The organism is Mucilaginibacter sp. P25, assembly GCF_050859465.1.
Classification (GTDB): Bacteria; Bacteroidota; Bacteroidia; order Sphingobacteriales; family Sphingobacteriaceae; genus Mucilaginibacter; species Mucilaginibacter gossypii.
Map to the genome: position 1 here is coordinate 5916247 of NZ_CP193937.1, position 25539 is coordinate 5941785.

30 protein-coding genes and 3 pseudogenes are annotated in these 25539 nt (G+C 42.1%); 26 read left to right on the forward strand and 7 right to left on the reverse strand.

Annotated elements, in window-relative coordinates:
• From ACRQ5D_RS29805 to ACRQ5D_RS29845, 9 genes and pseudogenes are all read left to right on the forward strand, one after another.
• A complete protein-coding gene (locus ACRQ5D_RS29805; RefSeq protein WP_431198623.1) occupies positions 1-486 on the forward strand; it encodes a hypothetical protein in 486 nt (161 codons plus the stop codon).
• Positions 487-693: 207 nt separating this feature from the next.
• Positions 694-1739 (forward strand): annotated as a pseudogene (gene hisC / locus ACRQ5D_RS29810) (histidinol-phosphate transaminase).
• 45 nt (positions 1740-1784) lie between these two features.
• Positions 1785-2924, forward strand: a complete 1140-nt coding sequence (hisB, locus tag ACRQ5D_RS29815) for a bifunctional histidinol-phosphatase/imidazoleglycerol-phosphate dehydratase HisB (RefSeq protein ID WP_090526576.1) — start codon at positions 1785-1787, stop codon at positions 2922-2924.
• A gap of 115 nt (positions 2925-3039) precedes the next feature.
• Positions 3040-3627 (forward strand): imidazole glycerol phosphate synthase subunit HisH, encoded by a 588-nt coding sequence (gene hisH / locus ACRQ5D_RS29820; protein WP_431200897.1) that lies wholly within the window; start codon positions 3040-3042, stop codon positions 3625-3627.
• Between the two features lie 5 nt (positions 3628-3632).
• Positions 3633-4383, forward strand: a pseudogene (locus tag ACRQ5D_RS29825) (HisA/HisF-related TIM barrel protein).
• An 80-nt stretch (positions 4384-4463) separates the two neighbouring features.
• On the forward strand, positions 4464-4877 hold the full coding sequence (locus tag ACRQ5D_RS29830) for an endonuclease domain-containing protein (RefSeq protein WP_432327539.1): 414 nt from the start codon (positions 4464-4466) through the stop codon (positions 4875-4877).
• Positions 4810-5601 (forward strand): imidazole glycerol phosphate synthase subunit HisF, encoded by a 792-nt coding sequence (gene hisF / locus ACRQ5D_RS29835; RefSeq protein ID WP_431200898.1) that lies wholly within the window; start codon positions 4810-4812, stop codon positions 5599-5601. The genes ACRQ5D_RS29830 and hisF overlap by 68 nt, the downstream gene beginning before the upstream one ends.
• A 136-nt stretch (positions 5602-5737) precedes the next feature.
• Entirely contained in the window at positions 5738-6325 is a 588-nt protein-coding gene (gene hisIE, locus ACRQ5D_RS29840; RefSeq protein WP_091162321.1) for a bifunctional phosphoribosyl-AMP cyclohydrolase/phosphoribosyl-ATP diphosphatase HisIE, read from the forward strand.
• A gap of 94 nt (positions 6326-6419) precedes the next feature.
• Complete coding sequence (locus ACRQ5D_RS29845; RefSeq protein WP_091162319.1) at positions 6420-7331, forward strand: WD40 repeat domain-containing protein; 912 nt, start codon at positions 6420-6422, stop codon at positions 7329-7331.
• Between the two features lie 122 nt (positions 7332-7453).
• Here ACRQ5D_RS29845 and ACRQ5D_RS29850 read toward each other — a convergent pair whose 3' ends face one another.
• Both ACRQ5D_RS29850 and ACRQ5D_RS29855 read right to left on the reverse strand, forming a co-directional pair.
• On the reverse strand, positions 7454-8185 hold the full coding sequence (locus ACRQ5D_RS29850) for an NlpC/P60 family protein (protein WP_431198625.1): 732 nt from the start codon (positions 8183-8185) through the stop codon (positions 7454-7456).
• 266 nt (positions 8186-8451) lie between these two features.
• The gene (locus tag ACRQ5D_RS29855; RefSeq protein ID WP_090526563.1) at positions 8452-8805 is read right to left on the reverse strand and encodes a 4Fe-4S dicluster domain-containing protein; all 354 of its coding nucleotides are present in this window, start codon (positions 8803-8805) and stop codon (positions 8452-8454) included.
• 101 nt (positions 8806-8906) lie between these two features.
• Here ACRQ5D_RS29855 and ACRQ5D_RS29860 point away from each other — a divergent pair, with 101 nt between their 5' ends.
• From ACRQ5D_RS29860 to dnaJ, 5 genes and pseudogenes are all read left to right on the forward strand, one after another.
• Entirely contained in the window at positions 8907-9932 is a 1026-nt protein-coding gene (locus ACRQ5D_RS29860) for an acyl-CoA reductase (protein WP_091162314.1), read from the forward strand.
• Positions 9933-10032: 100 nt separating this feature from the next.
• Positions 10033-10236, forward strand: coding sequence for a fructose-6-phosphate aldolase (locus tag ACRQ5D_RS29865; protein ID WP_090526558.1), 204 nt, complete (start codon positions 10033-10035; stop codon positions 10234-10236).
• A gap of 4 nt (positions 10237-10240) precedes the next feature.
• Entirely contained in the window at positions 10241-10921 is a 681-nt protein-coding gene (locus ACRQ5D_RS29870) for a cell division ATP-binding protein FtsE (protein WP_091162312.1), read from the forward strand.
• A gap of 305 nt (positions 10922-11226) precedes the next feature.
• The gene (locus tag ACRQ5D_RS29875; protein WP_223266176.1) at positions 11227-11841 is read left to right on the forward strand and encodes a nucleotide exchange factor GrpE; all 615 of its coding nucleotides are present in this window, start codon (positions 11227-11229) and stop codon (positions 11839-11841) included.
• Between the two features lie 126 nt (positions 11842-11967).
• Positions 11968-13130 (forward strand): annotated as a pseudogene (dnaJ, locus tag ACRQ5D_RS29880) (molecular chaperone DnaJ).
• A gap of 119 nt (positions 13131-13249) precedes the next feature.
• Here dnaJ and ACRQ5D_RS29885 read toward each other — a convergent pair.
• Complete coding sequence (locus ACRQ5D_RS29885) at positions 13250-13756, reverse strand: orotidine 5'-phosphate decarboxylase / HUMPS family protein (protein ID WP_432327543.1); 507 nt, start codon at positions 13754-13756, stop codon at positions 13250-13252.
• Positions 13725-14009, reverse strand: coding sequence for an orotidine 5'-phosphate decarboxylase / HUMPS family protein (locus ACRQ5D_RS29890; RefSeq protein WP_432329907.1), 285 nt, complete (start codon positions 14007-14009; stop codon positions 13725-13727). Before ACRQ5D_RS29890 ends, ACRQ5D_RS29885 begins: the two co-directional genes overlap by 32 nt.
• 505 nt (positions 14010-14514) lie before the next feature.
• On the opposite strand from ACRQ5D_RS29890, the gene rho reads away from it, so the two are divergent.
• From rho to purS, 3 genes are all read left to right on the forward strand, one after another.
• Entirely contained in the window at positions 14515-16080 is a 1566-nt protein-coding gene (rho, locus tag ACRQ5D_RS29895) for a transcription termination factor Rho (RefSeq protein WP_432327545.1), read from the forward strand.
• A gap of 90 nt (positions 16081-16170) precedes the next feature.
• Entirely contained in the window at positions 16171-16893 is a 723-nt protein-coding gene (gene pssA / locus ACRQ5D_RS29900; protein ID WP_091162304.1) for a CDP-diacylglycerol--serine O-phosphatidyltransferase, read from the forward strand.
• Entirely contained in the window at positions 16874-17128 is a 255-nt protein-coding gene (purS, locus tag ACRQ5D_RS29905) for a phosphoribosylformylglycinamidine synthase subunit PurS (protein ID WP_090526546.1), read from the forward strand. The genes pssA and purS overlap by 20 nt, the downstream gene beginning before the upstream one ends.
• Positions 17129-17293: 165 nt before the next feature.
• On the opposite strand, the gene ACRQ5D_RS29910 is transcribed toward purS, so the two are convergent.
• Positions 17294-17671, reverse strand: coding sequence for an Hpt domain-containing protein (locus ACRQ5D_RS29910; protein WP_091162301.1), 378 nt, complete (start codon positions 17669-17671; stop codon positions 17294-17296).
• A 66-nt stretch (positions 17672-17737) separates the two neighbouring features.
• Positions 17738-18175 (reverse strand): 2-amino-4-hydroxy-6-hydroxymethyldihydropteridine diphosphokinase, encoded by a 438-nt coding sequence (gene folK, locus ACRQ5D_RS29915; protein ID WP_431198627.1) that lies wholly within the window; start codon positions 18173-18175, stop codon positions 17738-17740.
• Positions 18176-18262: 87 nt separating this feature from the next.
• On the opposite strand from folK, the gene ACRQ5D_RS29920 reads away from it, so the two are divergent.
• The 4 genes from ACRQ5D_RS29920 (at position 18263) to ACRQ5D_RS29935 (ending at position 20595) form a co-directional block, all read left to right on the forward strand.
• Positions 18263-18490, forward strand: a complete 228-nt coding sequence (locus ACRQ5D_RS29920; RefSeq protein ID WP_432327547.1) for a hypothetical protein — start codon at positions 18263-18265, stop codon at positions 18488-18490.
• Positions 18487-19572, forward strand: coding sequence for a S49 family peptidase (locus ACRQ5D_RS29925; protein ID WP_432327549.1), 1086 nt, complete (start codon positions 18487-18489; stop codon positions 19570-19572). Before ACRQ5D_RS29920 ends, ACRQ5D_RS29925 begins: the two co-directional genes overlap by 4 nt.
• Positions 19458-20051: a S49 family peptidase gene (locus ACRQ5D_RS29930; protein WP_432329909.1), complete on the forward strand. Its 594-nt coding sequence runs from the start codon at positions 19458-19460 to the stop codon at positions 20049-20051. Before ACRQ5D_RS29925 ends, ACRQ5D_RS29930 begins: the two co-directional genes overlap by 115 nt.
• Before the next feature lie 217 nt (positions 20052-20268).
• Positions 20269-20595, forward strand: coding sequence for a hypothetical protein (locus tag ACRQ5D_RS29935; protein WP_091162295.1), 327 nt, complete (start codon positions 20269-20271; stop codon positions 20593-20595).
• Positions 20596-20598: 3 nt separating this feature from the next.
• Here ACRQ5D_RS29935 and ACRQ5D_RS29940 read toward each other — a convergent pair whose 3' ends face one another.
• The gene (locus ACRQ5D_RS29940) at positions 20599-21348 is read right to left on the reverse strand and encodes an ankyrin repeat domain-containing protein (protein ID WP_091162293.1); all 750 of its coding nucleotides are present in this window, start codon (positions 21346-21348) and stop codon (positions 20599-20601) included.
• Positions 21349-21548: 200 nt separating this feature from the next.
• On the opposite strand from ACRQ5D_RS29940, the gene ACRQ5D_RS29945 reads away from it, so the two are divergent.
• The 5 genes from ACRQ5D_RS29945 (at position 21549) to rfaE2 (ending at position 25532) form a co-directional block, all read left to right on the forward strand.
• On the forward strand, positions 21549-21773 hold the full coding sequence (locus ACRQ5D_RS29945; protein WP_431198630.1) for a helix-hairpin-helix domain-containing protein: 225 nt from the start codon (positions 21549-21551) through the stop codon (positions 21771-21773).
• Entirely contained in the window at positions 21752-23227 is a 1476-nt protein-coding gene (locus ACRQ5D_RS29950; RefSeq protein ID WP_432327551.1) for a DNA polymerase/3'-5' exonuclease PolX, read from the forward strand. The genes ACRQ5D_RS29945 and ACRQ5D_RS29950 overlap by 22 nt, the downstream gene beginning before the upstream one ends.
• Positions 23228-23299: 72 nt before the next feature.
• Positions 23300-24292, forward strand: coding sequence for a D-glycero-beta-D-manno-heptose-7-phosphate kinase (gene rfaE1, locus ACRQ5D_RS29955; RefSeq protein ID WP_432327552.1), 993 nt, complete (start codon positions 23300-23302; stop codon positions 24290-24292).
• Positions 24293-24380: 88 nt separating this feature from the next.
• Positions 24381-24947 (forward strand): D-sedoheptulose 7-phosphate isomerase, encoded by a 567-nt coding sequence (locus tag ACRQ5D_RS29960; protein ID WP_432327554.1) that lies wholly within the window; start codon positions 24381-24383, stop codon positions 24945-24947.
• 81 nt (positions 24948-25028) lie between these two features.
• A complete protein-coding gene (gene rfaE2 / locus ACRQ5D_RS29965) occupies positions 25029-25532 on the forward strand; it encodes a D-glycero-beta-D-manno-heptose 1-phosphate adenylyltransferase (RefSeq protein WP_432327555.1) in 504 nt (167 codons plus the stop codon).
• The last annotated feature ends 7 nt before the right edge of the window (positions 25533-25539 follow it).

Here is a 25539-nt window from a genome sequence, read left to right on the forward strand (position 1 = left end):
ATGAAAAAGCTTGCATACCTTTTGAGTTTGTTTGCACTCACTGCTTGTCACAACGGTAATCATAAACAATTAATATCTGATACAGTTAAACGAGATACCACTACCTCGTTTAAGCCTTATCAGCTTAATAAAGACTACATTGTAATTGACACAGGTATTTTTGATGCAACTGTTATGGGAGGCAGCTATGCCGTTGTAACAAGAAACGGAAAGCTTGCCGATACTATTGACAAATATTACGGAATTGAGAAAATTGGCAACGATAACTATTTGTATCTAACAATAACAGGTACAGGGTCGGGAGAAGATGATACTTCGAAAACACAGAAATCTCAAAAATCAATCAGTGGGTCTTTGGGCAGTTATATAATGGTCGTAAATGGTAAAAAACAAAATCTGTCAGCGTTTATAACTGACTTTAATGACTATTTTTCTTCACCATCTGTAATAAACGGCAACATTTATTTCTGGCAAATAAAAAAATAGATACAACAGGTAATAACAGTATATCGGCTGCTAAATATGATCCGGTTACCAAGAAAACCACGAATTATTATTTGGTTGATGATTATATCGAAACAGATGATGCCAACTATTTTTCAGCGCCATATTTAAAAAATGACACCATCTATTTTGACGGAGAGAATAAAAAATTAAGAAAATTCACAAAGGATTTTAAGCCTTACAATTAAAATGTTCGACATAAATAATATACTCAGAGAAAATATAAAACGTCTTGTACCCTATTCATCGGCACGCGATGAATACCAGGGTGAAGCAAGCGTTTTCCTGGATGCCAACGAAAATGCTTTTGGCTCTCCTTTAGATCAGCAGTTTAACCGCTACCCTGATCCTTTACAGTACAATTTAAAAAACGCATTACCGAAATTAAAGGCGTACCGCCGCGCAATATTTTTGTAGGCAACGGCAGTGATGAAGCTATCGATATCCTGTTCCGCAGCTTTTGTAACCCAGGTGTTGACAATGTGATATTGGTGCCGCCTACTTATGGCATGTACGAGGTATCGGCCAATATCAACGATATCCAGGCCCGCAAAGTAAACCTTACGGAAGATTATCAGCTAAATTTAGAGGGAATTGCCGAAGCTATCGACAAAAACACCAAGCTCATCTTTATCTGCTCGCCCAACAACCCGACTGGCAATTCTATCAACCGCGATGATATTCAAACCCTGCTGGCCAACTTCAGCGGAATTGTAGTGGTTGATGAGGCTTACATCAACTTCAGCCGTCAAAAGTCATTTATACAGGAATTGACCGAATGTGCCAACCTTGTGGTAATGCAAACCCTTTCCAAAGCCTGGGGCCTGGCCGGTTTACGTGTTGGTATGGCTTTCGCCAGCGAGGAAATCATTGAGGTGATGAACAAAGTAAAGCCGCCTTATAACGTTAACGAGTCCTCACAACAGCTGGCATTGGCTGCCCTGGCAAACGTTGGTCAGGTTAATGAATGGATTAAAGAAACCCTTACACAACGCGACAGGTTGGTTTTACAACTGAAAGATTTTGAGTTTGTGGTAGATATTTACCCTTCAGATGCCAACTTTATCCTTGTAAAAACCACCAATGCTAACGGTATTTACGACTACCTGGTAAAACAGGGCATTATAGTGCGCAACCGTTCAAAAGTTGAGCTTTGCGAGGGCTGTCTGCGCATCACTGTAGGCACACCAGATGAGAACACTATTTTACTCGAAGCGCTTCAAAACTTTAAATAAAAAAATCACTAACTCAATAATTCGCTAATTCACTAATTATAAAGAATGAGTTTACAGAAAATATTATTTGTCGACCGCGACGGCACCCTGATCAAAGAGCCTGCTGATGAGCAAATTGATTCATTTTCCAAGTTGGAGTTTTATCCGGGCGCGTTAACCTATCTGCCCAAAATAGCCAAAGAACTTGATTTTGAACTGGTAATGGTTACCAACCAGGACGGTTTAGGAACTTCTGTTTATCCTGAAGATACATTTTGGCCTGTCCACAATTTCATCCTGCAAACCTTTGAAGGTGAAGGCGTAAAATTTGCTAACCAGATCATTGACCGTACTTTTGCGCGTGATAATGCCCCCACCCGTAAGCCGGGCACTGCACTGTTAACGCAATACTTAGATGCGGATAAATACGACCTGAAAAATTCGTTTACCATCGGCGATCGTAAAAACGATGTGCTGCTGGCAAAAAACCTGGGTGCAAAAGCTATCTGGCTTAACAACAACAGCAACCTTGGCGGCAACGAGTTTAGCGAAGCAGATCATATTGATGACGTTATCGCCCTTGAAACTACCGACTGGCAAAAGATCTATGAGTTTCTGAAACTTGGTCAGCGGGTATTTGAACATCGCCGTGCCACTAAGGAAACCGATATCTATATCAAAATAAACCTTGATGGTAAGGGCGATGCCAAAATATCAACCGGTTTGCATTTTTTTGACCACATGCTGGATCAGATTGCCCGTCATGGTAGTATTGACCTGGAAATTACAGCCAAAGGAGATCTGCATATCGACGAGCATCATACCATTGAAGATACCGGCATTGCTTTAGGCGAAGTATTTGCCGCTGCTTTGGGCAACAAAATGGGAATTGAACGTTACGGTTTCTGTTTGCCAATGGACGATTGCCTTGCACAAGCTGCTATTGATTTCGGCGGCCGTAACTGGCTTGTTTGGGAAGCCGATTTTAAACGCGAAAAAGTAGGCGATGTGCCTACCGAAATGTTCTACCACTTCTTCAAATCATTCAGCGATGCCTCAAAAAGCAACCTGAATATAAAAGCAGAAGGACAAAACGAACATCACAAAATTGAAGCTATATTTAAAGCCTTTGCCAAGGCAATAAAAGTGGCTGTAAAACGTGATGTAGATAAGATGGTTTTACCAAGCACTAAAGGGCTTTTGTAACTCCCCAGCCTCCTAAAGGGGGAGTAACTAATCAAAATGGAAACACCAGATCAAAACAATACATCGGGAACCGATAAAAGCCTCGCAGAGGCACCCCCTTCAGGGGGCGGGGGGTATCGGCATCATCCTATACGGAGCCGGAAACATATTTTCCCTAACTGCCGCTTTAGAGCGCTTAGGTATCCCCTATGGCTTTATAAACAGCGAGGAGGATTTTGACAAGTACGACCGCTATATCATCCCCGGTGTCGGACATGCGGGCGCAGCCATGAATAAGCTTAAAGCTACCGGGCTTGTACCTTCCATCAAAGCGTTAAAAAAGCCCACCCTCGGTATTTGTGTAGGTATGCAATTGCTTACCTCTTACTCTGAAGAGGGCGACTCTAACCTGTTGGATATCATACCGGTTAAAACTTTAAGGTTTAAAGATAGCGCCGATCATAAAGTGCCGCACACGGGATGGAACAGGGTTTATCCCGAAAAAGAAAACCCGCTATTTGAAAATATACCGTCAGGTTCACATTTTTACTTTGTACATTCATACTTTATTGAGTATGATAAAGCATACACTTTATTAGCTTCTGATTACGGAAATGAATTTTCGGCATCAATTTGGCTTGATAATTTTTATGGCGTTCAATTTCACCCCGAAAAGTCGGGTGTGGTTGGCGAAACATTGTTAACTAATTTCTCAAAAATATAAAGGATATGTACATTATTCCTGCCATTGACATTTTGAACAAGAAGGTTGTCTCGTCTTCGTGAAGGCGACTACAAACAGGTGACCGAATACGATGTTACCCTTGAAGAAATGATTGAACGCTACCAGAGCAACGGCACCAACTTCATCCACATTATCGACCTTAATGGCGCAAAAAATGATTTCAGCAATCAGCAGTACCTGTTTGATGTGATCCGCAAAACCGACATGAAAGTGCAGTACGGCGGAGGTATCCGCAGCATCGATAAGGTAAAAGAGCTGATAGATGCAGGCGTTCACCGCGTTATTGTTGGCACGCAGGCACTTACCAACCCTGATTTTTTACCAGATCTGAGCAAAGAGATCTGCGGCAAAGACAAATGCTCCGACCAGGTGGTAGTAGCCATCGACGTACTTGACGAGGTAATCAAATACTCAGGCTGGATGGAAAGCTCCCCCATCAAACTGATGGATTACGTTGATAAATGCCTGGCTTTAGGTTTCTTCCGTTTCCTTTGTACCGATATTAACAAAGATGGTAAATTAGGAGGTGCAGGTATTGAGCTATACGAAAAACTGCTTGATCATTCTCCATTCATTAAACTGATCGCCTCAGGCGGCGTTAGCTCCATGAGCGATATCGAAAAACTTAACCGCTTAAAAGTTGAGTCGGTAGTAGTTGGCAAAGCCATATACGAGGGCCATATCACCATTGAAAACGTGAAACACTGGAATTTGGACGCATTGATATCGATATAACCCCCGCCCCCTGAAGGGGGTGCTGCTTAGCAGGTGGATTATTTATCAAGTATAATTTAAATGTTTTTGAAAAGCCGGGTATGAAAAAGAAGTTATTTCTGGGCGCTAACCCCGAAATATTTGCTAACGCCAAGGCACTCAGGTATAACATGACACCGGCCGAAACATTTTTATGGAGTCAGTTGAATGTTACCTTTTCAGATATAAAATTCAGGAAACAACATCCGCTGGGGAGTTACGTTGCTGATTTTTATTGTCACAAACATAAACTTGTGATTGAATTAGACGGAAGGATTCATAGCCTTCCTGACGTAATTAAAAACGATATCGACAAGCAGACTTTTCTTGAAGGTCAAGGTTTGAGGGTATTAAGATTGTCGAACAATGAAGTTTTCAATAACTTAAATAAGGTTTTGGAGCAAATAAATATGCAAATCAAAGGCACCCCCTTTAGGGGGCGGGGGATTAGCCAAGCGAATCATCCCCTGTCTTGACGTTAAAGACGGTCGTACGGTAAAAGGTGTAAACTTTGTTGACTTGCGCGATGCCGGCGACCCGGTAGAGCTGGCCTGGAATTACTCGAACCAGGGAGCCGACGAGTTGGTATTTCTGGATATCACAGCTACCGTTGAGCGCCGTAAAACTATGGTGGAGCTGGTAAAAGCTGTTGCCAAGCAGATCAATATCCCTTTCACTATTGGAGGAGGTATTAATGAAATTGCGGATGCCGATGCACTGCTCAATGCCGGAGCCGATAAAATCTCCATCAATTCGGCCGCGGTACGTAATCCTAAGCTGATAGATGAACTTGCTAATGCCTTCGGTGTACAGTTTGTGGTGATTGCTGTTGATACCCGTAGCATTGGTGATAAAAATATAGTACACCTCAATGGCGGAAGACTGCCAACCGAGCGCCAAACACTGGAGTGGATCCTGGAGGCTGAAAGCCGTGGCGCAGGCGAAATCCTGCTCACTTCTATGGATCATGACGGCACCAAAAGCGGCTTTGATAATGGTTTACTGAAAACTGTTAATGATGCCGTGCACATCCCGGTGATAGCTTCGGGCGGTGCAGGCAAGGTTGAACACTTTGTTGATGTATTTGAAAAAACCAATGTGGATGCAGCACTGGCGGCTTCAGTGTTTCATTATGGTGAGATATTGATACCCGATTTAAAGCGGAAGTTACAGGGTAATAAAATAGAAGTTAGGATTTGAGATAAAGCGGCGGCCTTGCGCGATTCCCTCCCTTGGGAGGGTGTAAAGAGGGGTTTCAGCAACAGATGTAAAACCCCTCCCTGCCATTGCACATTCCCAATACACCCCTCCCCAGGGAGGGAATTAAAAGAAAAGAATGAATATAGATTTTGAAAAAACCGGTGGACTTGTCCCCGTAATCATACAGGACGAGCAAACTTTAGAAGTACTGATGCTGGGTTACATGAACCAGGAAGCTTATGATAAAACCGTTCAGGAAAATATCGTTACTTTTTATTCTCGTACAAAAAACCGTTTATGGACTAAGGGCGAAACCAGCAGCAACTTCCTGCATGTAAAAAGCATCAGCATTGATTGCGATAATGATACGCTGCTGATCAAAGTGAAAGCCGACGGCCCAACCTGTCATACAGGCTCACGCAGCTGCTTCAACACCGAATTTAATCAAAATTTTATCCTGGAGCTGGAAAATATCATTGCCGACAGGTATACTAACCCGGTTGAAGGATCATATGTAAATAAACTTCGCAACAAAGGCCTTAACAAAATAGCCCAGAAAGTTGGTGAAGAAGGAGTTGAAACTGTTATCGCCGCCCTTGCCGAAACAGAAACCGACCTGATCAATGAATCATCAGACCTGGTTTTCCATCTATTGGTTCTGCTTCGCGAAAAAGGTTTAACACTGGAAACTATCGCTAAAAATTTAGAATCAAGGCATAAGTAATATTTGTTCATGGTTCATAGATCATGGTTCATGGCTAAAATTGCCTAACATGTTAATTTTGCTATGATCTATGAACCATCAACTATGAACTAAAATGATCACCATTCAAAAAACAGCCGAGCTCACAGGCCATGCCAACCCGATATTCACGCTTGAGTTATCGCAAAAGCCGGGCATATTGTTTACGGGCGGAAATGATAAAGGATTGGTTGAGTGGGGCCTGAATGATTTCACTTTTATTAAAGTGATGTTCCCGGTTAATGCATCTATTTATGCTATTCATTGCCCGGAGGGATATCCACTTATGTTTGCGGGTTTACGCAGCGGCGAAGTTCTGGTGTTTGATTTTATTCAGCAAAAATTGCTAAAACCTTTAAGGCACCACCGCAAGGCTATCTTCGATATCAAATCATCAGTTAAAAAAGATGAGTTATTAATAGCATCGGAAGATGGCACCGTATCTGTATGGAACCTTAAAACGCTTGAAATGGTGCACAGCATAACAGTATCCAGGGACACCGTTCGTTGTATTGCCGTTTCGCCGGATCAAAAACAGGTGGCATTCGGTTGCCGGGATAATCACATCGCCATTTACGACCTGGAAGATTATACTATTATTAAAGCTCTTCACGGCCATACTATGGCTGTTTTTGCGCTTGTCTACAGTCCCGATGGGAGTTACATTGCTTCCGGCTCAAGAGATGCACAGGTAAAGATTTGGGATAGCAGCAGTTATCATGAAATAAAAAATGTTCCGGCCCATTTATTTGCGGTGAACCATATTGCATTCCATCCCACCCTACCCTATTTTGCTACCGCCAGCATGGATAAAAGTATCAAGATTTGGGGATCGGACGATTTTAAACTCTACAAAAATATCAGCAGGGAAAAAGGCTATCCAGGCCATGTGCTATCTATCAACAAATTAGCCTGGGGAACGTCCGACCAGCTCCTTTCGGTAAGTGACGATAAAAAGATCATTTCATGGGAGATTAAATTTAGTTGACATCCTTCTTTTTTCAGGAAACTTATCTTACCAAATTAAACTACCTTCCCTCCGTATGCCTTTACCATTTTTGGATAAATAAGGCATGAAGCTAATTAAAAAAACGCCTTATACTGCACAGGTTATGGGTATGTTTTTTGCTCCCGCGAGTATATACCATCTTCGTTAATGGTATCAATTTTAACCTTGCCCGATGCATGAATGATGTGCTCATTATTAAGTATAATACCCACATGAGTTACCCTGCCTTCGGGATTATCAAAAAAAGCCAGATCACCTAACCGTGCTTCCTTTATCGAATCAACCTTGGTACCTTCTTTCACCTGCATGCTTGCATCCCGCTTAATTCTGAGGCCTTTAAGTTTGTAAACCATTTGCGTAAAGCCCGAGCAATCAATACCAAAATGCGTTCGCCCGCCCCACAAGTAAGGAGAGTTCAGAAATGCTTTAGCGGTAGCAGCAATATCTTCAGGCTCACCAATTTTACCAATTATTTCAAAACGTTCATGACCAATGCGGCATGAGGTCCCTTCTAAAAAAGCAAGCGAGCTGCCCGCCGGCAAATAAACAACACTATTGTCGCTCATTTTCCATGCCTGCGTAACCGGCTGGTAAGTGAGCTTTGAGGGATGGTTCCTGATATTTTTATAAGCTATATGACCAAGCATAGCAAATTGCAAGCGGCCTATCCACCCGATATACCCATCCGCCTCGGCAATGATCTTAACCCAGTTGTTTTGCCACTCAGTAATTTCAAACACTTCGCCAAATAGTAATTGCGATACCTGCTCGCTCCGCTCACTGGGCTCGGCCCTGAGCGGGATTACAGCAAGATTACATATCCCGTACTCCATAGTTCTGTAATGTCAAATAAACAAAAATCTGGCGCGTAGTTTTCAATCTACACGCGGTTAACATTTTAATATGATATTATTTAATAATTGGTATCAGTAACTTTTGGAGGTAAAAGCTATACGATAATACAAAATATTTTTAAAATATTTAGCCCAACAGAAATCTTCTGGCAATCCTTAATATTTAATTTATCACTCGCCGAATCGTCGCTAACTAAAAAGGGACATGCATTGCATATCCCTTTTAATATCCTTAAAATAAAATCCTATTCGTTCATATGCAGCCACTCTTTTTTGGCAAGCAGCTCTTCTTCGCTTTCACGGATATCTTCATCATCAACACAACAATCTACAGGGCAAACCGCAGCACACTGAGGTTCATCATGGAAACCCACACATTCGGTACACTTATCGGGTACTATATAATAAATATCGTCAGATAATGCAGCTTGTGTTTCTTCGGCATTCAGGGTATTACCATCGCCAAAATCAATTATCCCTCTAAGGCCAGTCCCATCGCTGAAACGCCAGGCCGCTCCTGCATCATAAATAGCATTATTAGGGCATTCCGGTTCGCAGGCCCCGCAGTTTATGCATTCGTCGGTGATTTTAATCGCCATATTTCTAAATATCTAATAATCTCAATTAACTTTGCCTGCAAATTACAAGCGCACAAATATAACAAAAAAAGGCTTTAAGGGTTTAATCCCTTAACATATATATGTCAAAAATTAATCCAAAAAACTCAATAAATTCATTTTCGGAGTTAGGCAGGCAACTCCTGGCCCCCGATGCGGCATTAAGCGCACTCATTGAAAACGAACAATATCATAATGCCTGGTTTACACCGGCAAGTGTTTCAGAAGCGGTTACAGCCATAGGCGCCATGCTTAACGTGGAAGATCTAACTACATGGCTTTCGAAATATGTGCTTGAAACAGGCAAACCTGCAAAAAACGTAGGGCTTATACTGGCAGGAAACATCCCGCTGGTAGGATTTCATGACGTGCTTTGTGTTATTGCTTCCGGCAACAAGGCGCTTATCAAAGCCTCATCACAGGATGCACGACTCATCAAAGCTGTTTTGGAAAAACTGGTAGCTATTGATCCTGCTTTTGCCGGCAGCTTTAACTTTGTTGACAGGCTGGAAGGTTTTGACGCCATCATAGCCACAGGCAGCAACAACAGCTCGCGTTATTTTGATTATTACTTTGGCAAAGTTCCTAACATCATTCGTAAAAACCGTAACAGTATTGCCGTTTTAAGCGGCAAGGAAAGCGCTACAGACTTATTTAGCCTTGGACATGATATTTTAGATTATTACGGCCTTGGCTGTCGTAACGTATCCAAAATACTGGTACCGGAGGGGTATGACTTTACTTTCTTTTTCGAATCGATAGAAGATCATAAAGCCATTATCAATCATCATAAATACAACAATAATTACGATTATAACAAATCCATTTACCTGGTTAACGGTGATAAACATTTTGATAATGGTTTTTTGATGGTTAAAGAAGATGACAGGCTGACATCTCCGCTGTCAGTATTGTTTTTTAACTATTATCATGGCATAGCAGAGGCCGAAAATATCATCGATCAGAATGCCGAAAATATCCAGTGTATAGTAAGCAAACTACCGCTGCAGGTTACAAGCCAGGTAGTAGGTTTTGGACAAAGCCAGCAACCCAAACTATGGGATTATGCCGACGGCGTGGATACGATGGAATTTTTGTCAAGTCTTTAAATAAAATAAATACCTTTGGGAAGTAAGGTAAAAGGCGAAAGGTTACTACCCTATTGTACTTGAACTACACCTTTTGCCTTTCAGCTTTAACCTTAAAAAAATGTATATCATAAAAGTTAAAGGTGTTGCCAAAATACCTGATTATGTACAACTGCGTGATGATAAGTTTACGCTGTTGGCTTATTTCAGGGTTGACAGACCGGATAAATCGCTTGATAAGGTTGGATTAGGCGACAAGGCCGACGAGATCATGAATATTATCAAAGATCTGCCGTTTGGGCAGATCTTAAAATTAGAGTTATAAAACAATGATTGGAAATTCTATAATAAAACTAAACAACGTTGATATTTTTCAACAGGCGCACCTGGTACTTTCAAACGTAAATTTACATGTTGATAAAGGTGATTTTGTTTGGCTGATAGGTCAGACAGGATCAGGGAAAAGCAGCCTGCTGAAAGTAATTTATGGCGATTTGGGGATTAAAGCAGGTACCGGTCATGCCTGTGGTTATGAATTAAGCAAGCTGCCCAGCCGCGACATTCCCTATCTGCGTCGTAAACTGGGTATAGTTTTCCAGGATTTCCAATTACTTACCGATCGTACCATTGAGCAAAATCTCAACTTTGTAATGCGCGCCACCGGTTGGAACGATAAAAAGCTGATTTCAGATAAAGCTCTTGATGTACTTGAAAAAGTTGGCCTGCGGTCAAAATTAAAGAAAATGCCTCACGAACTTTCAGGCGGTGAGCAGCAGCGTGTGGTTATAGCACGCGCCTTGCTTAATGACCCGGAAATAATCCTGGCCGATGAACCTACAGGCAACCTCGACCCCGAAACATCTGAAGAAATTGTACTCCTGCTCAAACAAATCAGCCAATCGGGCACTGCCGTACTGGTAGCCACGCACGATTATCACATTATCCGTGCTTTTCCATCACGTATTATCAAATGCGAGAACGGTAAGGTTCTGGAAGATGTGGAGATATGACCGCTGACCATCGATGATTACGTTGATTTCGCCGATTTTATCTGAACTCGAATTAAAGATTTTTTAGAATTTACTGGACAACTAATTTAATTGCTTCATTATAAAATCTCTGGTTCAGGCAAAATCGGCGTAATCAAAAAATTAATTTGTGTAGTCCCGCATAAAAATCAACGCAATCGGCGTAATCAAAACACCAGGGTGTCAAATCAGCGGTTCGTCTGTCACCCTTTCTTAAAATCATTTCATGCTACTGACAGCTTGACTGCTTTACAGTTGTGGCAAGATACTTGATTGCACTACTCGCTATGAAATTTAACGATATGTTGAAGAAAAAGAAGAAAGAAAATACGGATAATACTGAAAATATAAACGAAGTGAACAACGAGCAATTACATGATGAAGGGCAGGAACAAGCCCCGGTAGCAGAAGCTACAGCCACAGAAACCCAACAGGGAACTGCCGCTGCCCCAACTGCCGAAGAAAAGTTGAAAGACGAGCTGGCACAGGCTAATGACAAGTACTTGCGTTTATATGCCGAATTTGATAACTTTAGAAGGCGTACCATTAAAGAACGCGAGGAAGCCCGCAAAACTGAAGGTAAAGATGTAATTGTGGCTTTACTACCTGTACTTGACGACTTTGAACGCGCGCAACGCGCCATGGATAAGGCTACCGAAGTGACCCCGGTTAAAGAGGGCGTTACTTTGATCCAAAACAAGCTAAAAAATATACTTGGCCAAAAAGGCCTGAAAGAAATGACATCAATAGGCAATGCCTTTGATGCCGACCTGCATGAAGCTATCACCAATATTCCGGCACCTACTGATGACCTTAAAGGCAAGGTAATGGACGAAATGGAAAAAGGTTATACCCTGAACGACAAAGTGATCCGCTTTGCTAAAGTGGTTGTAGGAGCGTAACTGATTTCGGATTTGAGACTTTCAATTTCGGATTTATCCGGATGTGATAGTCTATCCTGATCTTACACAATATTAAATAATTATAAATCCGAAATCTGAATTTCGGAATCCGAAATTTTTAAAATTATGGCTAAAAGAGATTATTACGATGTGCTTGGGGTTGCGAAAGGCGCAAGTGCTGATGACATAAAAAAGCATATCGTAAAATGGCTATTAAATATCACCCTGATAAAAACCAGGGCGATAAGGAAGCGGAAGAAAAGTTTAAGGAAGCTGCCGAAGCTTATGAGGTACTAAGCACCCCCGAAAAACGTCAGCGTTATGATCAGTTTGGTCACGCAGCCAACGCTTCATCGCCAAATGGTGGTGGTTATGGTGGCGGTGGTATGAATATGGACGACATATTTAGCCAGTTTGGCGATATTTTTGGTGGTGGCAGTCCGTTTGAAGGTTTCTTTGGCGGCGGCCGTCAAAGCGGTGGCGGCGGCAGGCGTGTAGCCCGCGGCAGCAACCTGCGTATCAAAGTACGCTTAACCCTTGAGGAAATTGCCAACGGCGCCGAAAAGAAGATCAAAGTAAATAAACAGATCATCTGTAAAACCTGCGATGGCAGCGGGGCTAAAGACAAATCATCGTTCCAAACTTGCAAAACCTGCGGTGGTTCAGGAGCGGTACGTAGAGTAACCAATACCATTTTGGGTCAGATGCAAACTACCAGCACCTGCCCTACCTGCAACGGCGAAGGTTCAACCATACTGTCAAAATGTAACGTTTGTCATGGTGACGGCGTGGTTCGCGGTGAAGAATTGATCACCATCCAGGTGCCTGCAGGTGTTAGCGAAGGTATGCAGTTGAGCATGAGCGGTAAAGGTAATGCAGCTCCACGCGGCGGTGTGCCCGGCGACCTGATCATCCTGATTGAAGAGGTACCTCACGAAACATTAAAACGTGATGGCAATAACGTGATTTATGATCTGCATGTAAACTTTGTTGATGCAACTTTAGGCACATCTATTGAAGTACCAACCATTGACGGTAAAGCTAAAATAAAAATTGATCCCGGAACACAAGGGGGCAAAATACTACGCCTGAAAGGTAAGGGTTTACCGGAAGTAAATTCATATCACCGTGGCGATCAGCTGGTGCATATTAACATTTGGACACCAAAAGCGTTAAGCCGCGAGGAACGTGAGATCCTGGAAAAACTGCAGGGTTCTCCTAACTTTAAACCCAACCCCGGTAAAAACGAAAAAAGTTTCTTTGAACGGATGAAGGAATATTTTGAATAGTATTTTCTTTAGGTAAAAGGATAAAGGCGAAAGCTGAAAGGTATATGCAAAGCCCGGAGTTGTTATGACTTCGGGCTTTTTAGTTTAAAGAAAGTTGAAGCGTAGACGCCGGACTTGCTTTATAAAATGCCCGCCTTTTCCAACTCCGCCTGCATCTGTTGCTGCAAACTCAGCGCTTCTGCGCGGGCAGCGTCGGCAAAATCTTCGCCATTACTTGCATATAATATAGAACGCGACGAGTTTACGATAAGGCCGCAATCTTTAGTGATGCCGTATTTGCAAACTTCTTCAAGGCTTCCGCCCTGTGCCCCTACTCCGGGTACTAATAAAAAATTATCGGGCGCATATGCACGGATGTTAGTAAACTCGGTGCTTTTGGTTGCGCCTACTACATACATGATCCTGTCGGCGCCGGCCCAGGTGTTAGCCTTTTTAATGACATTTTCATATAAGTAACCATCGCCGGTTTGCAGGTATTGAAAATCCTTACTGCCAACGGATGATGTTAGGGCTAAAATAATAACCCATTTACCTTCGTAAGCCAGGTATGGTGTAACACTATCGTTACCCATATAAGGCGTAATGGTAATAGCATCAAAGCTCATCCCGCCCGATTGTTCTGTCAAAAAATGCTTTGGCGTATTTGTCTGATGTATTGCCGATATCGCCCCGTTTAGCGTCAATGATGCTTAAACAATCTTTGGGCAGGTATTTATAGGTATCAATTAAGCTTTGTAATCCTTTTATACCATAGGCTTCGTAAAAAGCGGCATTAGGCTTATAAGCTATACAGAGATCCTGCGTAGCATCAATGATGCGTTTGTTAAATTCAAGTATAGGATCGGGATACGATTTTAAAAACTCAGGGATCTTATTAATATCGGGATCAAGCCCAACACATAAAAACGATTTCTTTTTTTGATTTGTTCAATTAACTCCTGGCGGGACATCATCAGCGGCTGAATAATATTTTAATTGTCAAAAAAACTAAAAATTTGGCTTATGTGTTCTGATATAAGTGATATTTATTTAATTAATTTGAAATTAAAGAATAATTGTTTACACTTGCATCGTTTTCCATTGAATTTTTCTTGCACTAAAGAAACAATTTAAATCACCACGCTTTTTATTATCACTTTACATAATACTTGCATGGGTTTGGATGTTTACTAAAACAAGGTTTCAAGATCAATTTCTTTCAATTATAGCCTCATATGTTTTTACATGTGGTCAAGCTTTAACACTTGCATAGAAATTTTTGCCGTTTGAAAACAAATTACAATTAAAAAATCCCATTGAACTATAATTCATATCATGTCTGATAAAATTGAATTGAACGACAAACTCGTTTCTGAGTTGCGCGAAATTGCCAGAAATTTAGGTATTGCTGAGGCCGACGAGACTACGTAAAGCTCAGCTTGTTGCCCGTATTATTGAACAACAACAGCTTATTGAAGCCGCCAGGGCCCAACAAGATCTAATTGAATCAAACTATACCCCTACACCCGCGCCAGGCGAAGCGCCTGCTGAAACAATTGAAAAGCCCCGAAAAAGAACCCGTGTTATAAAAACCAAAGATTCATCAAAACCGCGTATAGAGGTTCCTTTAGATGATACCAATCTTTTTGATGCGCAGGATGATGAGCCGTCACAGGATGATCCGGAAACTGAAATTCCTACTGTAAGCACAGAAACGGAAGCGCCGCAAGCCGGTGAAACAGTTACCCGTACAGAAGAAGTTGTTCCGGAAGCCCGCCCGCAAAAATTTGAGCGCAGGGTTAACAGCAACAACCAAAACCAGCAAAAAGCGCAGGAACCGCCAATCAATCTCGATTTTGATAATGTTATTGTAAATGAGGGTGTTTTGGAAATTATGCCTGATGGTTATGGCTTCCTTCGTTCATCTGATTATAACTACCTTACTTCTCCTGATGATATTTACGTATCACAATCACAGATAAAACTATTCGGCCTTAAAACAGGTGACACTGTTAGGGGCAGCATCCGTCCACCGAAAGAAGGTGAAAAATACTTCCCGCTGGTACGTGTTGAGGCCATTAACGGCCGGATCCCGGCCGAAGTGCGTGACCGAGTTCCTTTTGATCACTTAACACCTTTGTTCCCTTCCGAAAAACTGAGCCTCTTCACCGATCCGAACAACTATTCAACCCGCATCATGGACCTGTTTTCGCCTATTGGTAAAGGTCAGCGTGGTTTGATCGTGGCACAACCAAAAACAGGTAAAACAATGTTATTAAAGGATGTGGCAAATGCTATCGCCAAAAACCACCCCGAAGTATACCTTATTATATTGCTGATAGACGAACGTCCGGAAGAGGTTACAGACATGGCCCGTAGCGTACGTGCCGAAGTTGTATCATCAACCTTTGATGAGCCAGCCGAGCGTCACGTAAAAATTGCTAACATTGTGCTTGAAAAATCAAAACGTATGGTAGAGTGTGGTCATGACGTAGTGATCCTTCTTGACTCTATCACCCGTTTGGCACGCGCTTATAATACTGTCGCCCCCGCATCAGGTAAGATATTATCAGGCGGTGTTGATGCTAACGCTTTGCACAAACCTAAACGATTTTTTGGTGCCGCCCGCAACATTGAGGATGGCGGTTCATTAACTATCATTGCTACAGCGCTTACCGAAACCGGCTCAAAAATGGACGAGGTTATTTTTGAAGAATTTAAAGGTACCGGTAACATGGAGTTACAACTGGATCGTAAATTATCGAATAAGCGTATTTTCCCGGCTATCGACATTACAGCTTCAAGTACCCGCCGCGACGACTTACTGCTTGACCGTGACACGCTTCAGCGCATCTGGATTCTCCGCAACCACCTTGCTGATATGAATTCGCAGGAATCAATGGAGTTTTTACAAGCTCAAATTAGGGGCACAAAAACTAACGAAGAATTTCTGATTTCGATGAATTCGTAATATTTTAGCGATAATGAAGTTATAAGTAAGTAGAATATTATTTGTAACTTCATTATTACTTAATAAATTCCTGATAATTTCGATGGCGAAATGAAGAGACGCGTCAAAAAACACCTTCCAAATGCTATTACCTGCGCCAACCTTTTTAGCGGTTGTATAGGTATAGTTTTCGCTTTCCAGGGTAACCTCATAGTGGCTGCTTATGCCATTTTTCTTTCCTCAATATTTGATTTTTTTGATGGCCTTGCATCAAGGGTTTTAAACTCTTATTCATTTATAGGCAAAGACCTCGATTCGCTGGCCGATATGGTAAGCTTTGGCGTATTGCCATCGGTGATCATGTACGAACTATTTTTACAGGCTCCGCAATTAGACGGCATAAGTCACCTGTTAAACTTCGTTGCATTCCTTTTACCGGTATTTTCGGCATTGAGGCTTGCAAAATTCAATAACGACACGCGGCAATCAGATAGCTTTATCGGCTTGCCAACACCAGCAAACGCCATCCTTATAGCATCGCTGCCTTTAATAGTACAACAGTACGATGCTTTGGCGCATTACATTTTAAATCCTTACTTTCTAACGGTTCTGGTTTTAATAATGTGTACGCTACTTGTATCCGAAATACCGCTCATGTCGCTTAAATTCAAGAACCGCGACTTTAACAAAAACATTTTCCGTTATTTACTGCTCTTGTTTTCGGCAATACTCATACTATTTTTTAAATTTGTGGCCGTTCCGGTGGTTATATTTATTTATATCACCTTATCTCTAATTCAAACAAAACTCACAAATGACAAAGTTCCAGGCTGAAATCGACGTAATGCCAAAAAAAGAAATACTTGACCCACAAGGAAAAGCAGTAACCGGTAGCATGAAAAACCTTGGCTTAGCCGAAATTCATAACGTGCGCATTGGCAAACACATTACGCTTGAAATAGAAGCCGAAAATGCCGAAGCTGCCAGCGCCAAAGTTGACCAGGCCTGCAAAAACCTACTGGCCAACCTGATTATGGAAAGCTATACTTTTAAAATATCTGAAGTTTAGGTGAAAAGCGAAAGGTAAAAGGCCAAAGGTTTCTTATCTCTATAAAACAACTAAAAACTTTATAAAATACAAAAGGCAAAAGGGAAACCTCTTGCCTTTGTTTTTTATATCTAAGCGGCGAACCTTTCACCTTTCACCTTTCACCTTTCACCTTTCACCTTTCACCTACAAATTAGCTTCCTTCTCGGCTTTAATTTCCTTTAAAGTGATGAGGTTTGCAGATACCATACTGTTTACCTGGTTAAATTTTTCAACTATTTCGGTTGGGTTTTGACCGCCGGCTTTACAGGCCAGCTCAACTTCCTGTATGGTAGCCTGGCTTATGGGCATACCAAAAAAACCGAGGTTAGGCTTTAATTTATGAGCTGCCTGGGCTGCTAAAGCCCAATCCTGGTTATTTAATGCATTGCTGATCGTATTAAGTAGATCGGGCGATTGCTCAAGGAACATCCCAATCGAGTCAACAATAAAATCGTCACTACCGTCGGCGATCTCGTATAAAAAAGAAAGATCAAGATCCTGTTCTGGTGAAATATCTGCCATTATAAAAGCTTTGTGTTTATTCAAAAATATGCTTTTTTACGATTAAGTTATCCTTTAGTTCTTGCTTTAGCTGCAAAATATTTTTTTGAACACAGGATGAACAAGGTTAGGTGCTATCTCGGCCAGGGGGATCAGCGTAAAACTGCGTTTATATAATTCGGGATGTGGCACTACCAGGTTAAAATCATGGATCACTTCATCGCCATAAAACAAAATATCAATATCAATAATGCGCGATCCCCATTTAACCTCCCGTTTACGGCCCATTTGTAATTCGATACCCAATATTTTTTCCAACACATCCTGCGCCGAAAGCTCAGTTTGGAGCATCAGCACCTGGTTTAAATAGTCGGGCTCATCGGTTTTACCCCACGACTGGGTTTCATAAACCGATGATATCAATTTAACCGGAGCAATTTGGGCCGAAACAGATTCAATTACCTGCTGCAGAAACAATTCGCGGGTGCCAAGGTTGCTCCCAAGCAATAAAAAAACATCAATCATGTTGTAACAAATATAATGGAAACCGCTCTTAGCATTATACGGCTCCTTATTACTAAGTTTGCATAGTTAAAAAGATTTATAACATTAATGAAACAATTCTTCAAATTCGTTCTGGCCACTATTGTAGGGGTAATTATTTCGGGTATAATAATAGGTGTTGTAGGAGCGGTTCTTGTTATCGGCCTTATTGCATCCGCTGGCAGTGATAAAACTGTAGACGTTAGCCCAAACTCTATTTTATACATGTCGCTTAAAAATCAGATCACCGAGCGAACACCAAACAATCCCCTTGCCGGTCTGGATTTTTGGGTTTGAATGAAGATAAATCAATCGGCTTAAATGATATCCTGGCTGATATTAAAAAAGCCAAAACCGACGATAATATTAAAGGCATATACCTTGATGAGAGTTATATGACCGCCGGCCAGGCCACTACCGAAGAGATCCGCAACGCACTTATCGACTTTAAAAAATCAGGCAAATTTATTGTAGCCTACGCCGAAGTATATACACAGGGCTTTTACTATCTGGCATCAGTAGCCGATAAAGTTTATATTAACCCAAAAGGTATTTTTGAGTTTCACGGCTTTAGCTCTCAAACCACTTTCCTGAAGGGTGCACTGGACAAATTAGGCATTGAAGCACAGATCATTAAAGTTGGTACCTTTAAAAGCGCTGTTGAACCGTTGTTCCTTACCAAGATGAGCGATGCTAATAAACTACAGGTAACCTCATATCTTGGTTCACTGTACAATCATTTTTTAACCGGCATCAGCAAAAGCCGCGGCCTTAACAGGGATTCGTTATTCACTTATGCCGATAATATGCGTATTCAATTTCCTGAAGATGCATATAAATTGAAGCTGGTTGATGGCTTAAAATATAAAGATGAGATCCTTAACGACTTAAAAAGGCGCACTGGTACCGATTTAAAAGACGATTTAAAAAGCGTTGACCTTAGGGATTACGCCAAAAGCAAAAATGATGATTCGGACGATAAGGAGGATGATTCATCATCTAAAAACCGGATTGCTATAGTCTATGCATCAGGTGATATTACCGGTGGCGATGGCGACGACAACAGTATCGGTTCCGAAACTATTTCGAAAGCATTACGCAAAGCTCGTTTAGATGATAAAGTTAAAGCTGTGGTATTGCGTGTAAATTCGCCGGGCGGCAGCTCACTGGCATCAGACGTGATCTGGCGCGAGGTGAAACTCATCCACGAAAAAAGCCGATCATTGTTTCTATGGGTGATTATGCTGCATCGGGCGGTTATTACATTTCATGTGCAGCCGATTCGATCATTGCCCAGCCTAATACTATTACCGGTTCTATCGGCATTTTCGCCGTATTGCCAAACATGCAAAAACTGTTTAACGATAAACTGGGTGTAACCTTTGATGGTGTAAAAACCGGGAAGTATGCAGATTTGGGCGATATTAGCCGTCCGCTTAGCCCCGACGAACGCCTGATATTACAAAACAGCGTAAACCGTGGTTATGACGAATTTACCAAAGCAGTGGCCGAAGGCCGCGGCAAAACACAGGCTTACATTAACAGCATTGGGCAGGGCCGTGTTTGGACCGGTGAGCAAGCCCTAAAAATTGGCCTGGTTGACCGTTTGGGGAATATCAACGATGCTATCACTTCAGCTGCCAAAAAAGCTAAGATCAAAACCTATAATATTGTAAGTTATCCCGAGCAAAAAAGCTTTTTCAACAAGGTGGGCAGCGGCTTAAGCGCCGAAGTACAAACCCGCATGGTGAAAAACGAGCTTGGCGAAAATTACCGTGTTTATCAGCAAATAAAAGGGATCACCCAAATGATGCGCACTCCGCAAGCCCGCCTTCCTTACGATTTGGTGATCAAATAATATTTCATTAATACATTAATTTTGATTGTGAAAAGCTGCCCGATTTGGGTGGCTTTTTTTATTTTTAGAAAAAACTTAAACCATGAAATATCCATTGGATTTCTATACTTCATAAAGTCAGTTTTATGTTTATGACGAGTACTCTCCCGGCCAAACTGACTCTGCCAGTTTTTGGACAAACGAAGCTTACGAAGATAGATTAGCTATTGAAGATGGCGTGTTAGGCATAGGAACGGAATGTTATGGCCCGATTAAAGCTGAACTTGAAATTTTGGAATCAGCGAATAACATTGTAGATTTTTCCAGTTTCGATCACATTGTTGAAGCTGGCATTGACATAAAATCCGGGGTAATTCAAATACTTAATTGCCCGGATTGGACAGTGCAGATAGAATTACACACTGCACCCGGAACTTACAGGGTTAGAATATATTCTTCAAACCTCGCTTCCGTTTATGGCGATGAAGGTGATGATTTCTATCGAATAGAGATTTGGCCCAGTGAAAATATAGAAAGAACGGTTTTAAAAAGACATTCACGTTAATCCCTATCCTCTCTTCAAATAAGCATTCGGCACATTTTTCGGTACATAATCAATTCCGTAAGCATGCTTTATAAGCAGGCTAACTACCTCCATAATAGCCTGCTCCCTGCGGTGAAATTGAGGCAATGAACCCATCATAGCATAGCTTATCGGGTTTACTGCCGGAATAAACGTTTCCCATTCGTATCCCCTGCCCCATATCAATCCTTTAACGCTGTACAACAAGTCTGCACAATTTTGTAACAGAAAATGAAGCATATCAACAGAACTATTTCCGTTTTGATTAACCGTATGAATAATAGGTGTATGTCCGCCGAAACCATGCTCATCATAAGCAGCTTTAGCGTTTACATCTGCGCCATGTTGTAAAAGTATTTTGGCACAGGCAAGGCTGTTATATTCGGCACAAAAATGCATTAATGTACCGCCGGTTAAAGGAGTATAGGTGTTATTGTATAAAAAATAGGTTTTGCTAACAGCATATGGATCTGTCGTCAAAGCCTGTTTTAACATTGCCTCATCATGGGCTAAAACGGCCAGTAGCGGCTCGTCGTGATACTCAAGTCCGGCGTCAATAAAAGCCCGTACACAATCCTTAAACCTGGGACCGCGGGCATACATTTCAACCATCATGGTAAAAACCGGCATTCCGTCATGAACTTCGTTCGGGCTGCCCCCTTTATTAAAATACGCTTTGATCTCATCAACTGAGTGGGTTTCTGCAGCGTAAAGGATGTCGTTGTAGTTGGGCATGATCTTCTTTTTATTAAAGTTAAACAATCAAAGAACTACTTATCAGATAATCTGGAATCTCGCAGAGATGTAAAACCGATAAGCTTCCTCAAACTTATTGCAGCATCACCGTGCCTTAAAACCTCTCTTTACAAAAACAAACCCACCATCTAAGCTGTCATTACAATGGCTTTTTGTATTTTTACCGCCTCATTGTAATTATGGAAAATAAACCCATAGCCCGTACACTTCGATTACTTTCGCAACTCATGGAACTCCATGAAGTTAATCCATTCAAGATCAAATCGGTAGCTAATGCAGCTTTTAAGGTTGATAAGCTCCCTTCCCTATCGCCGGTAAAAAACTGGATGAACTGGAAAAGATTGATGGCATTGGCAAAAGTATTGCCGGCAAAGTTGCTGAGTTGCTTGAAACCGGCACCATGACCGAGCTGCAGGATATGTTGGATAAAACCCCTGCCGGTGTGGTTGAAATGATGGGTATCAAAGGCATCGGCCCCAAAAAGGTAGCTGTCATCTGGAAAGAGTTGGGCATTGAAAATACCGGCGAGCTTTTTTATGCCTGCAATGAAAACCGACTGATCGAGGCTAAAGGCTTTGGCCTTAAAACGCAGGAAGAGATCCGTAAAGCTATCGAGTTCAGAATGGCGAGCAATGGTAAGTTTCTTTTTGCCCAGGTTGAGAAGGAAGCCAACGAACTGATGGATGAGGTAAAAGCCATTTTCCCTGATGCGCTAAAACACTTCGCAGGCGAATTCAGGCGTTTGAATGAGATCATCACCGAAATTGTGATCGTAGTAGGTAGCCTTAACCATGATGTTGCCTACGAAGCGCTGGTAAATTCAACCATACTTTGCAATGTAAGTAAAAATCAAAACCATATTCAGGGCGAGCTGCAAAATGGCTTGCTCGTTGATATTGTTTGCGTAGATAAGGCTGATTATTACAAAGAACTATTTATCAATACAGGTACTGATGATCATGTACAAGCCGTTTTCGACAGGATTAATGTTCCTGTTGAACAGCCAGAAACGGAAGAAATGATCTACACCAAGGCCGGCTTAAGCTGGATGCAGCCCGAACTGCGTGAAGGTACCCTGTTTATTGAAAAGGCCGAAAAGAACATACTGCCAACGCTCATTAACTGGCACGACCTGAAAGGTACACTTCATAACCACAGCACATGGAGCGATGGTGTTAACAGCATTGAGGAAATGGCCTTATATTGCCGGGATACCCTGAAATTAGAATACCTGGGCATGTGTGATCACAGTAAGAGCGCGTTTTATGCAAAAGGCTTGAGTATTGAACGGGTATTGCAGCAACATGAAGAAATAGATGCCCTGAATAAAAAACTCGACGGTTTCCATATTTTTAGAGGTATTGAATCGGATATTTTGTATGATGGTTCGCTTGATTATCCTGACGAGATCCTGCAAAAGTTTGATTTCATTGTAGCCTCAGTTCATTCAATCCTCAAAATGGACGAGGAAAAGGCTACGTCAAGACTGATCACCGCAATCGAAAATCCTTATACAACTATATTGGGGCACCCAACAGGCAGACTTTTACTAAGCCGTAGCGGATATCCTATCAACTATAAAAAAGTGATAGATGCCTGCGCAGCCAATAACGTAGTTATTGAAATCAATGCCAACCCATTGCGGCTCGACCTCGACTGGCGCTGGCACCAATATGCTTTAGATAAAGGCGTTATGCTGTCCATAAACCCCGATGCCCATCGCATTGAAGGCTTCACAGATATGCATTACGGTATTCTCGCCGCACGTAAAGGCGGTTTGTATAAAGAGATGTGCATGAATGCCATGACCTTAGAAGAAATCACAAAGGCGTTTTCCAGTAAAAAGGTTAGTGATTAGAGATCAAAGGTTAATGTTTTTTACGCGACAAACCATGACCTAATGACCCGATGAAACAAAGACTAAAATTAAATGAGCAACCTAAAAGATAAAGTACAATCCATCCAGGCAGCGGTCCGCAAACCCGCAATACTGGTAATTGGCGACCTGATGGTTGACCATTATATATGGGGCAACGCTACCCGCCTTTCGCCCGAGGCGCCTGTGCCTATTGTAAACGTTAAAAACGAAACCACTACATTAGGTGGTGCCGGTAATGTGGTTCAAAACCTGGTATCATTAGGTGCAAAAGTTATTGTTGCCGGCATAATAGGAAATGACCAGGCTGCCGGAGAATTGATCAAAATCCTGACCGATGAAGGGGTTGAAACGCACACTATTATTAAAGATAGCAACCGCCCTACCACAGTAAAAACCCGCGTTGTTGTTGGCAGCCACCAACTGGTACGTGTTGACCGGGAAATTACCGACGAAGTATCGGAGCCTATTGCCAACGAGCTTATAAGTAAGCTAAGCAGTTATATTGACAACGCAGATATGGTACTTTTATCGGATTATAACAAAGGTCTTTTTTCACCGTTTTTAACGCAAGGCATTATCAGGGCGGCCAATGCTAAAGGCAAAAAAGTGATCATCGACCCTAAAGGGCTTAATTACGAAAAATACAAAGGGGCTTTTATCATTAAGCCTAATCGCAAGGAATTGTCTGAAGCTGCTAAAACCGATAAGATCAACTCGATAGAAAGCCTGCAACAGGCCGGCAAGGTAATTTTTGAACAAACCGGGACCCAATATATAGTAGTTACCTTATCCGAAGAAGGTATGGTAATACTGAATGAAGAAGGCTATCAAAGTTTACCGGTAAAGGCAACCGAAGTATTTGATGTAACCGGTGCCGGCGATACTGTACTGGCCACCATGGCATACTTTATGGCAGGAGGTCTGAATATTGAGGATGCCTGCGAATTGGCTAACCATGCCGCTGCTATAGTGATTCGCCGTGTAGGTAGCGCAACAACCACTGTAGATGAGATAATTGAAGATATATTAAAAGGCGAAAGGTGAGATAGAGGTGAAAGGCCAAAGGTTAAAGGCGAAGGGTTTGAAATGTGCTTGCCCTAACCAACCAATGAACTAATGAACAAGTGAACTAATGAACCAAAAGATATTAAACGAACTTAAAGATCACCAGGATACGCTGCAAAGGGTAATTGATACGCTTGGCGGCGATATCGAGATAGCCTGTGATATGATTACCTCAACCATAAAAAACGGCAATAAAGTATTACTGGCTGGTAACGGCGGCAGTGCTGCTGATGCCCAGCACATTGCAGCGGAGCTCACCGGCCGCTATGTGAAAGACCGTCAGCCTTTACCGGGTATTGCCTTAACAGTTGATACTTCGGCGCTTACCTCTATCGCTAACGATTATGGTTATGAACATGTGTTTTCGCGCCAACTGGAGGCATTCGCCAGGCCCGGCGACTTGTTCATCGGCATTTCGACAAGTGGAAATAGTCCGGGGATCCTGGCGGCATTTGAGTCGGCTAAAAAACTGGAGGTTAAAACATTAGGCCTTTCGGGCAGGGACGGCGGTAAAATGAATGGTCTTTGCGAGCTGAACATTATCGTGCCGTCAAACATTACCGCGCGTATCCAGGAAATGCATATCCTTATCGGGCATATCCTGTGTACCGCCGTTGATGACCTTTTTGATTAAACAGTACCGTAGAGACGCATCACACGCGTCTTTCTAATAATATACAAAGACACATGTGATGTGTGTTTACAGGAAAAACAAATGAGGACCGGCTTCGAAAAAATCATTCTTGATAAAATAACAGATCAGACGTCGCTACAGGCACAGATCAAAAACTGGCAAGCTGAAGGCAAAAAGGTAGTGTTCACCAATGGTGTTTTTGACCTGCTGCACATAGGCCATCTCACCTACCTGGCCAAAGCGGCCGAACTTGGCGACAAGCTGGTGATTGGCCTTAATGCAGATAGTTCGGTTAGGCGCATCAAAGGCCCAACCCGCCCGGTAAATGATCAAAACAGCCGTGCAGCACTGTTGGCGGCATTGTTTTTTGTGGATGCCATCGTTGTTTTTGAGGAAGATACCCCTCTTAATTTGATCAGCTTCCTTCTGCCCGACATACTGGTAAAGGGAGCCGATTATGCTGTTGAAAACATCGTAGGCGCTAAAGAAGTGATTGCAAACGGAGGCGAGGTTAAAACCATTAATTTTGTTGAAGGATATTCATCCACTTCTATAATCGAAAAAATCAGGAACCAGATTTCCTGAACTTGAT

Coding starts and splice junctions, on each gene's coding strand:
- purS (WP_090526546.1), top strand. CDS start 16,874: ATGACAAAGTTCCAGGCTGAAATCGACGTAATGCCAAAAAAAGAAATA.
- ACRQ5D_RS29850 (WP_431198625.1), bottom strand. CDS start 8,185: ATGGAGTACGGGATATGTAATCTTGCTGTAATCCCGCTCAGGGCCGAG.
- ACRQ5D_RS29855 (WP_090526563.1), bottom strand. CDS start 8,805: ATGGCGATTAAAATCACCGACGAATGCATAAACTGCGGGGCCTGCGAA.
- folK (WP_431198627.1), bottom strand. CDS start 18,175: ATGATTGATGTTTTTTTATTGCTTGGGAGCAACCTTGGCACCCGCGAA.
- ACRQ5D_RS29865 (WP_090526558.1), top strand. CDS start 10,033: ATGTATATCATAAAAGTTAAAGGTGTTGCCAAAATACCTGATTATGTA.
- pssA (WP_091162304.1), top strand. CDS start 16,171: ATGAAGAGACGCGTCAAAAAACACCTTCCAAATGCTATTACCTGCGCC.
- ACRQ5D_RS29805 (WP_431198623.1), top strand. CDS start 1: ATGAAAAAGCTTGCATACCTTTTGAGTTTGTTTGCACTCACTGCTTGT.
- hisIE (WP_091162321.1), top strand. CDS start 5,738: ATGAATATAGATTTTGAAAAAACCGGTGGACTTGTCCCCGTAATCATA.
- ACRQ5D_RS29940 (WP_091162293.1), bottom strand. CDS start 21,348: ATGCCCAACTACAACGACATCCTTTACGCTGCAGAAACCCACTCAGTT.
- ACRQ5D_RS29910 (WP_091162301.1), bottom strand. CDS start 17,671: ATGGCAGATATTTCACCAGAACAGGATCTTGATCTTTCTTTTTTATAC.
- ACRQ5D_RS29830 (WP_432327539.1), top strand. CDS start 4,464: ATGAAAAAGAAGTTATTTCTGGGCGCTAACCCCGAAATATTTGCTAAC.
- ACRQ5D_RS29870 (WP_091162312.1), top strand. CDS start 10,241: ATGATTGGAAATTCTATAATAAAACTAAACAACGTTGATATTTTTCAA.
- rfaE2 (WP_432327555.1), top strand. CDS start 25,029: ATGAGGACCGGCTTCGAAAAAATCATTCTTGATAAAATAACAGATCAG.
- ACRQ5D_RS29945 (WP_431198630.1), top strand. CDS start 21,549: ATGGAAAATAAACCCATAGCCCGTACACTTCGATTACTTTCGCAACTC.
- hisB (WP_090526576.1), top strand. CDS start 1,785: ATGAGTTTACAGAAAATATTATTTGTCGACCGCGACGGCACCCTGATC.
- ACRQ5D_RS29875 (WP_223266176.1), top strand. CDS start 11,227: ATGAAATTTAACGATATGTTGAAGAAAAAGAAGAAAGAAAATACGGAT.
- ACRQ5D_RS29920 (WP_432327547.1), top strand. CDS start 18,263: ATGAAACAATTCTTCAAATTCGTTCTGGCCACTATTGTAGGGGTAATT.
- ACRQ5D_RS29845 (WP_091162319.1), top strand. CDS start 6,420: ATGATCACCATTCAAAAAACAGCCGAGCTCACAGGCCATGCCAACCCG.
- ACRQ5D_RS29860 (WP_091162314.1), top strand. CDS start 8,907: ATGTCAAAAATTAATCCAAAAAACTCAATAAATTCATTTTCGGAGTTA.
- ACRQ5D_RS29960 (WP_432327554.1), top strand. CDS start 24,381: ATGAACCAAAAGATATTAAACGAACTTAAAGATCACCAGGATACGCTG.
- rfaE1 (WP_432327552.1), top strand. CDS start 23,300: ATGAGCAACCTAAAAGATAAAGTACAATCCATCCAGGCAGCGGTCCGC.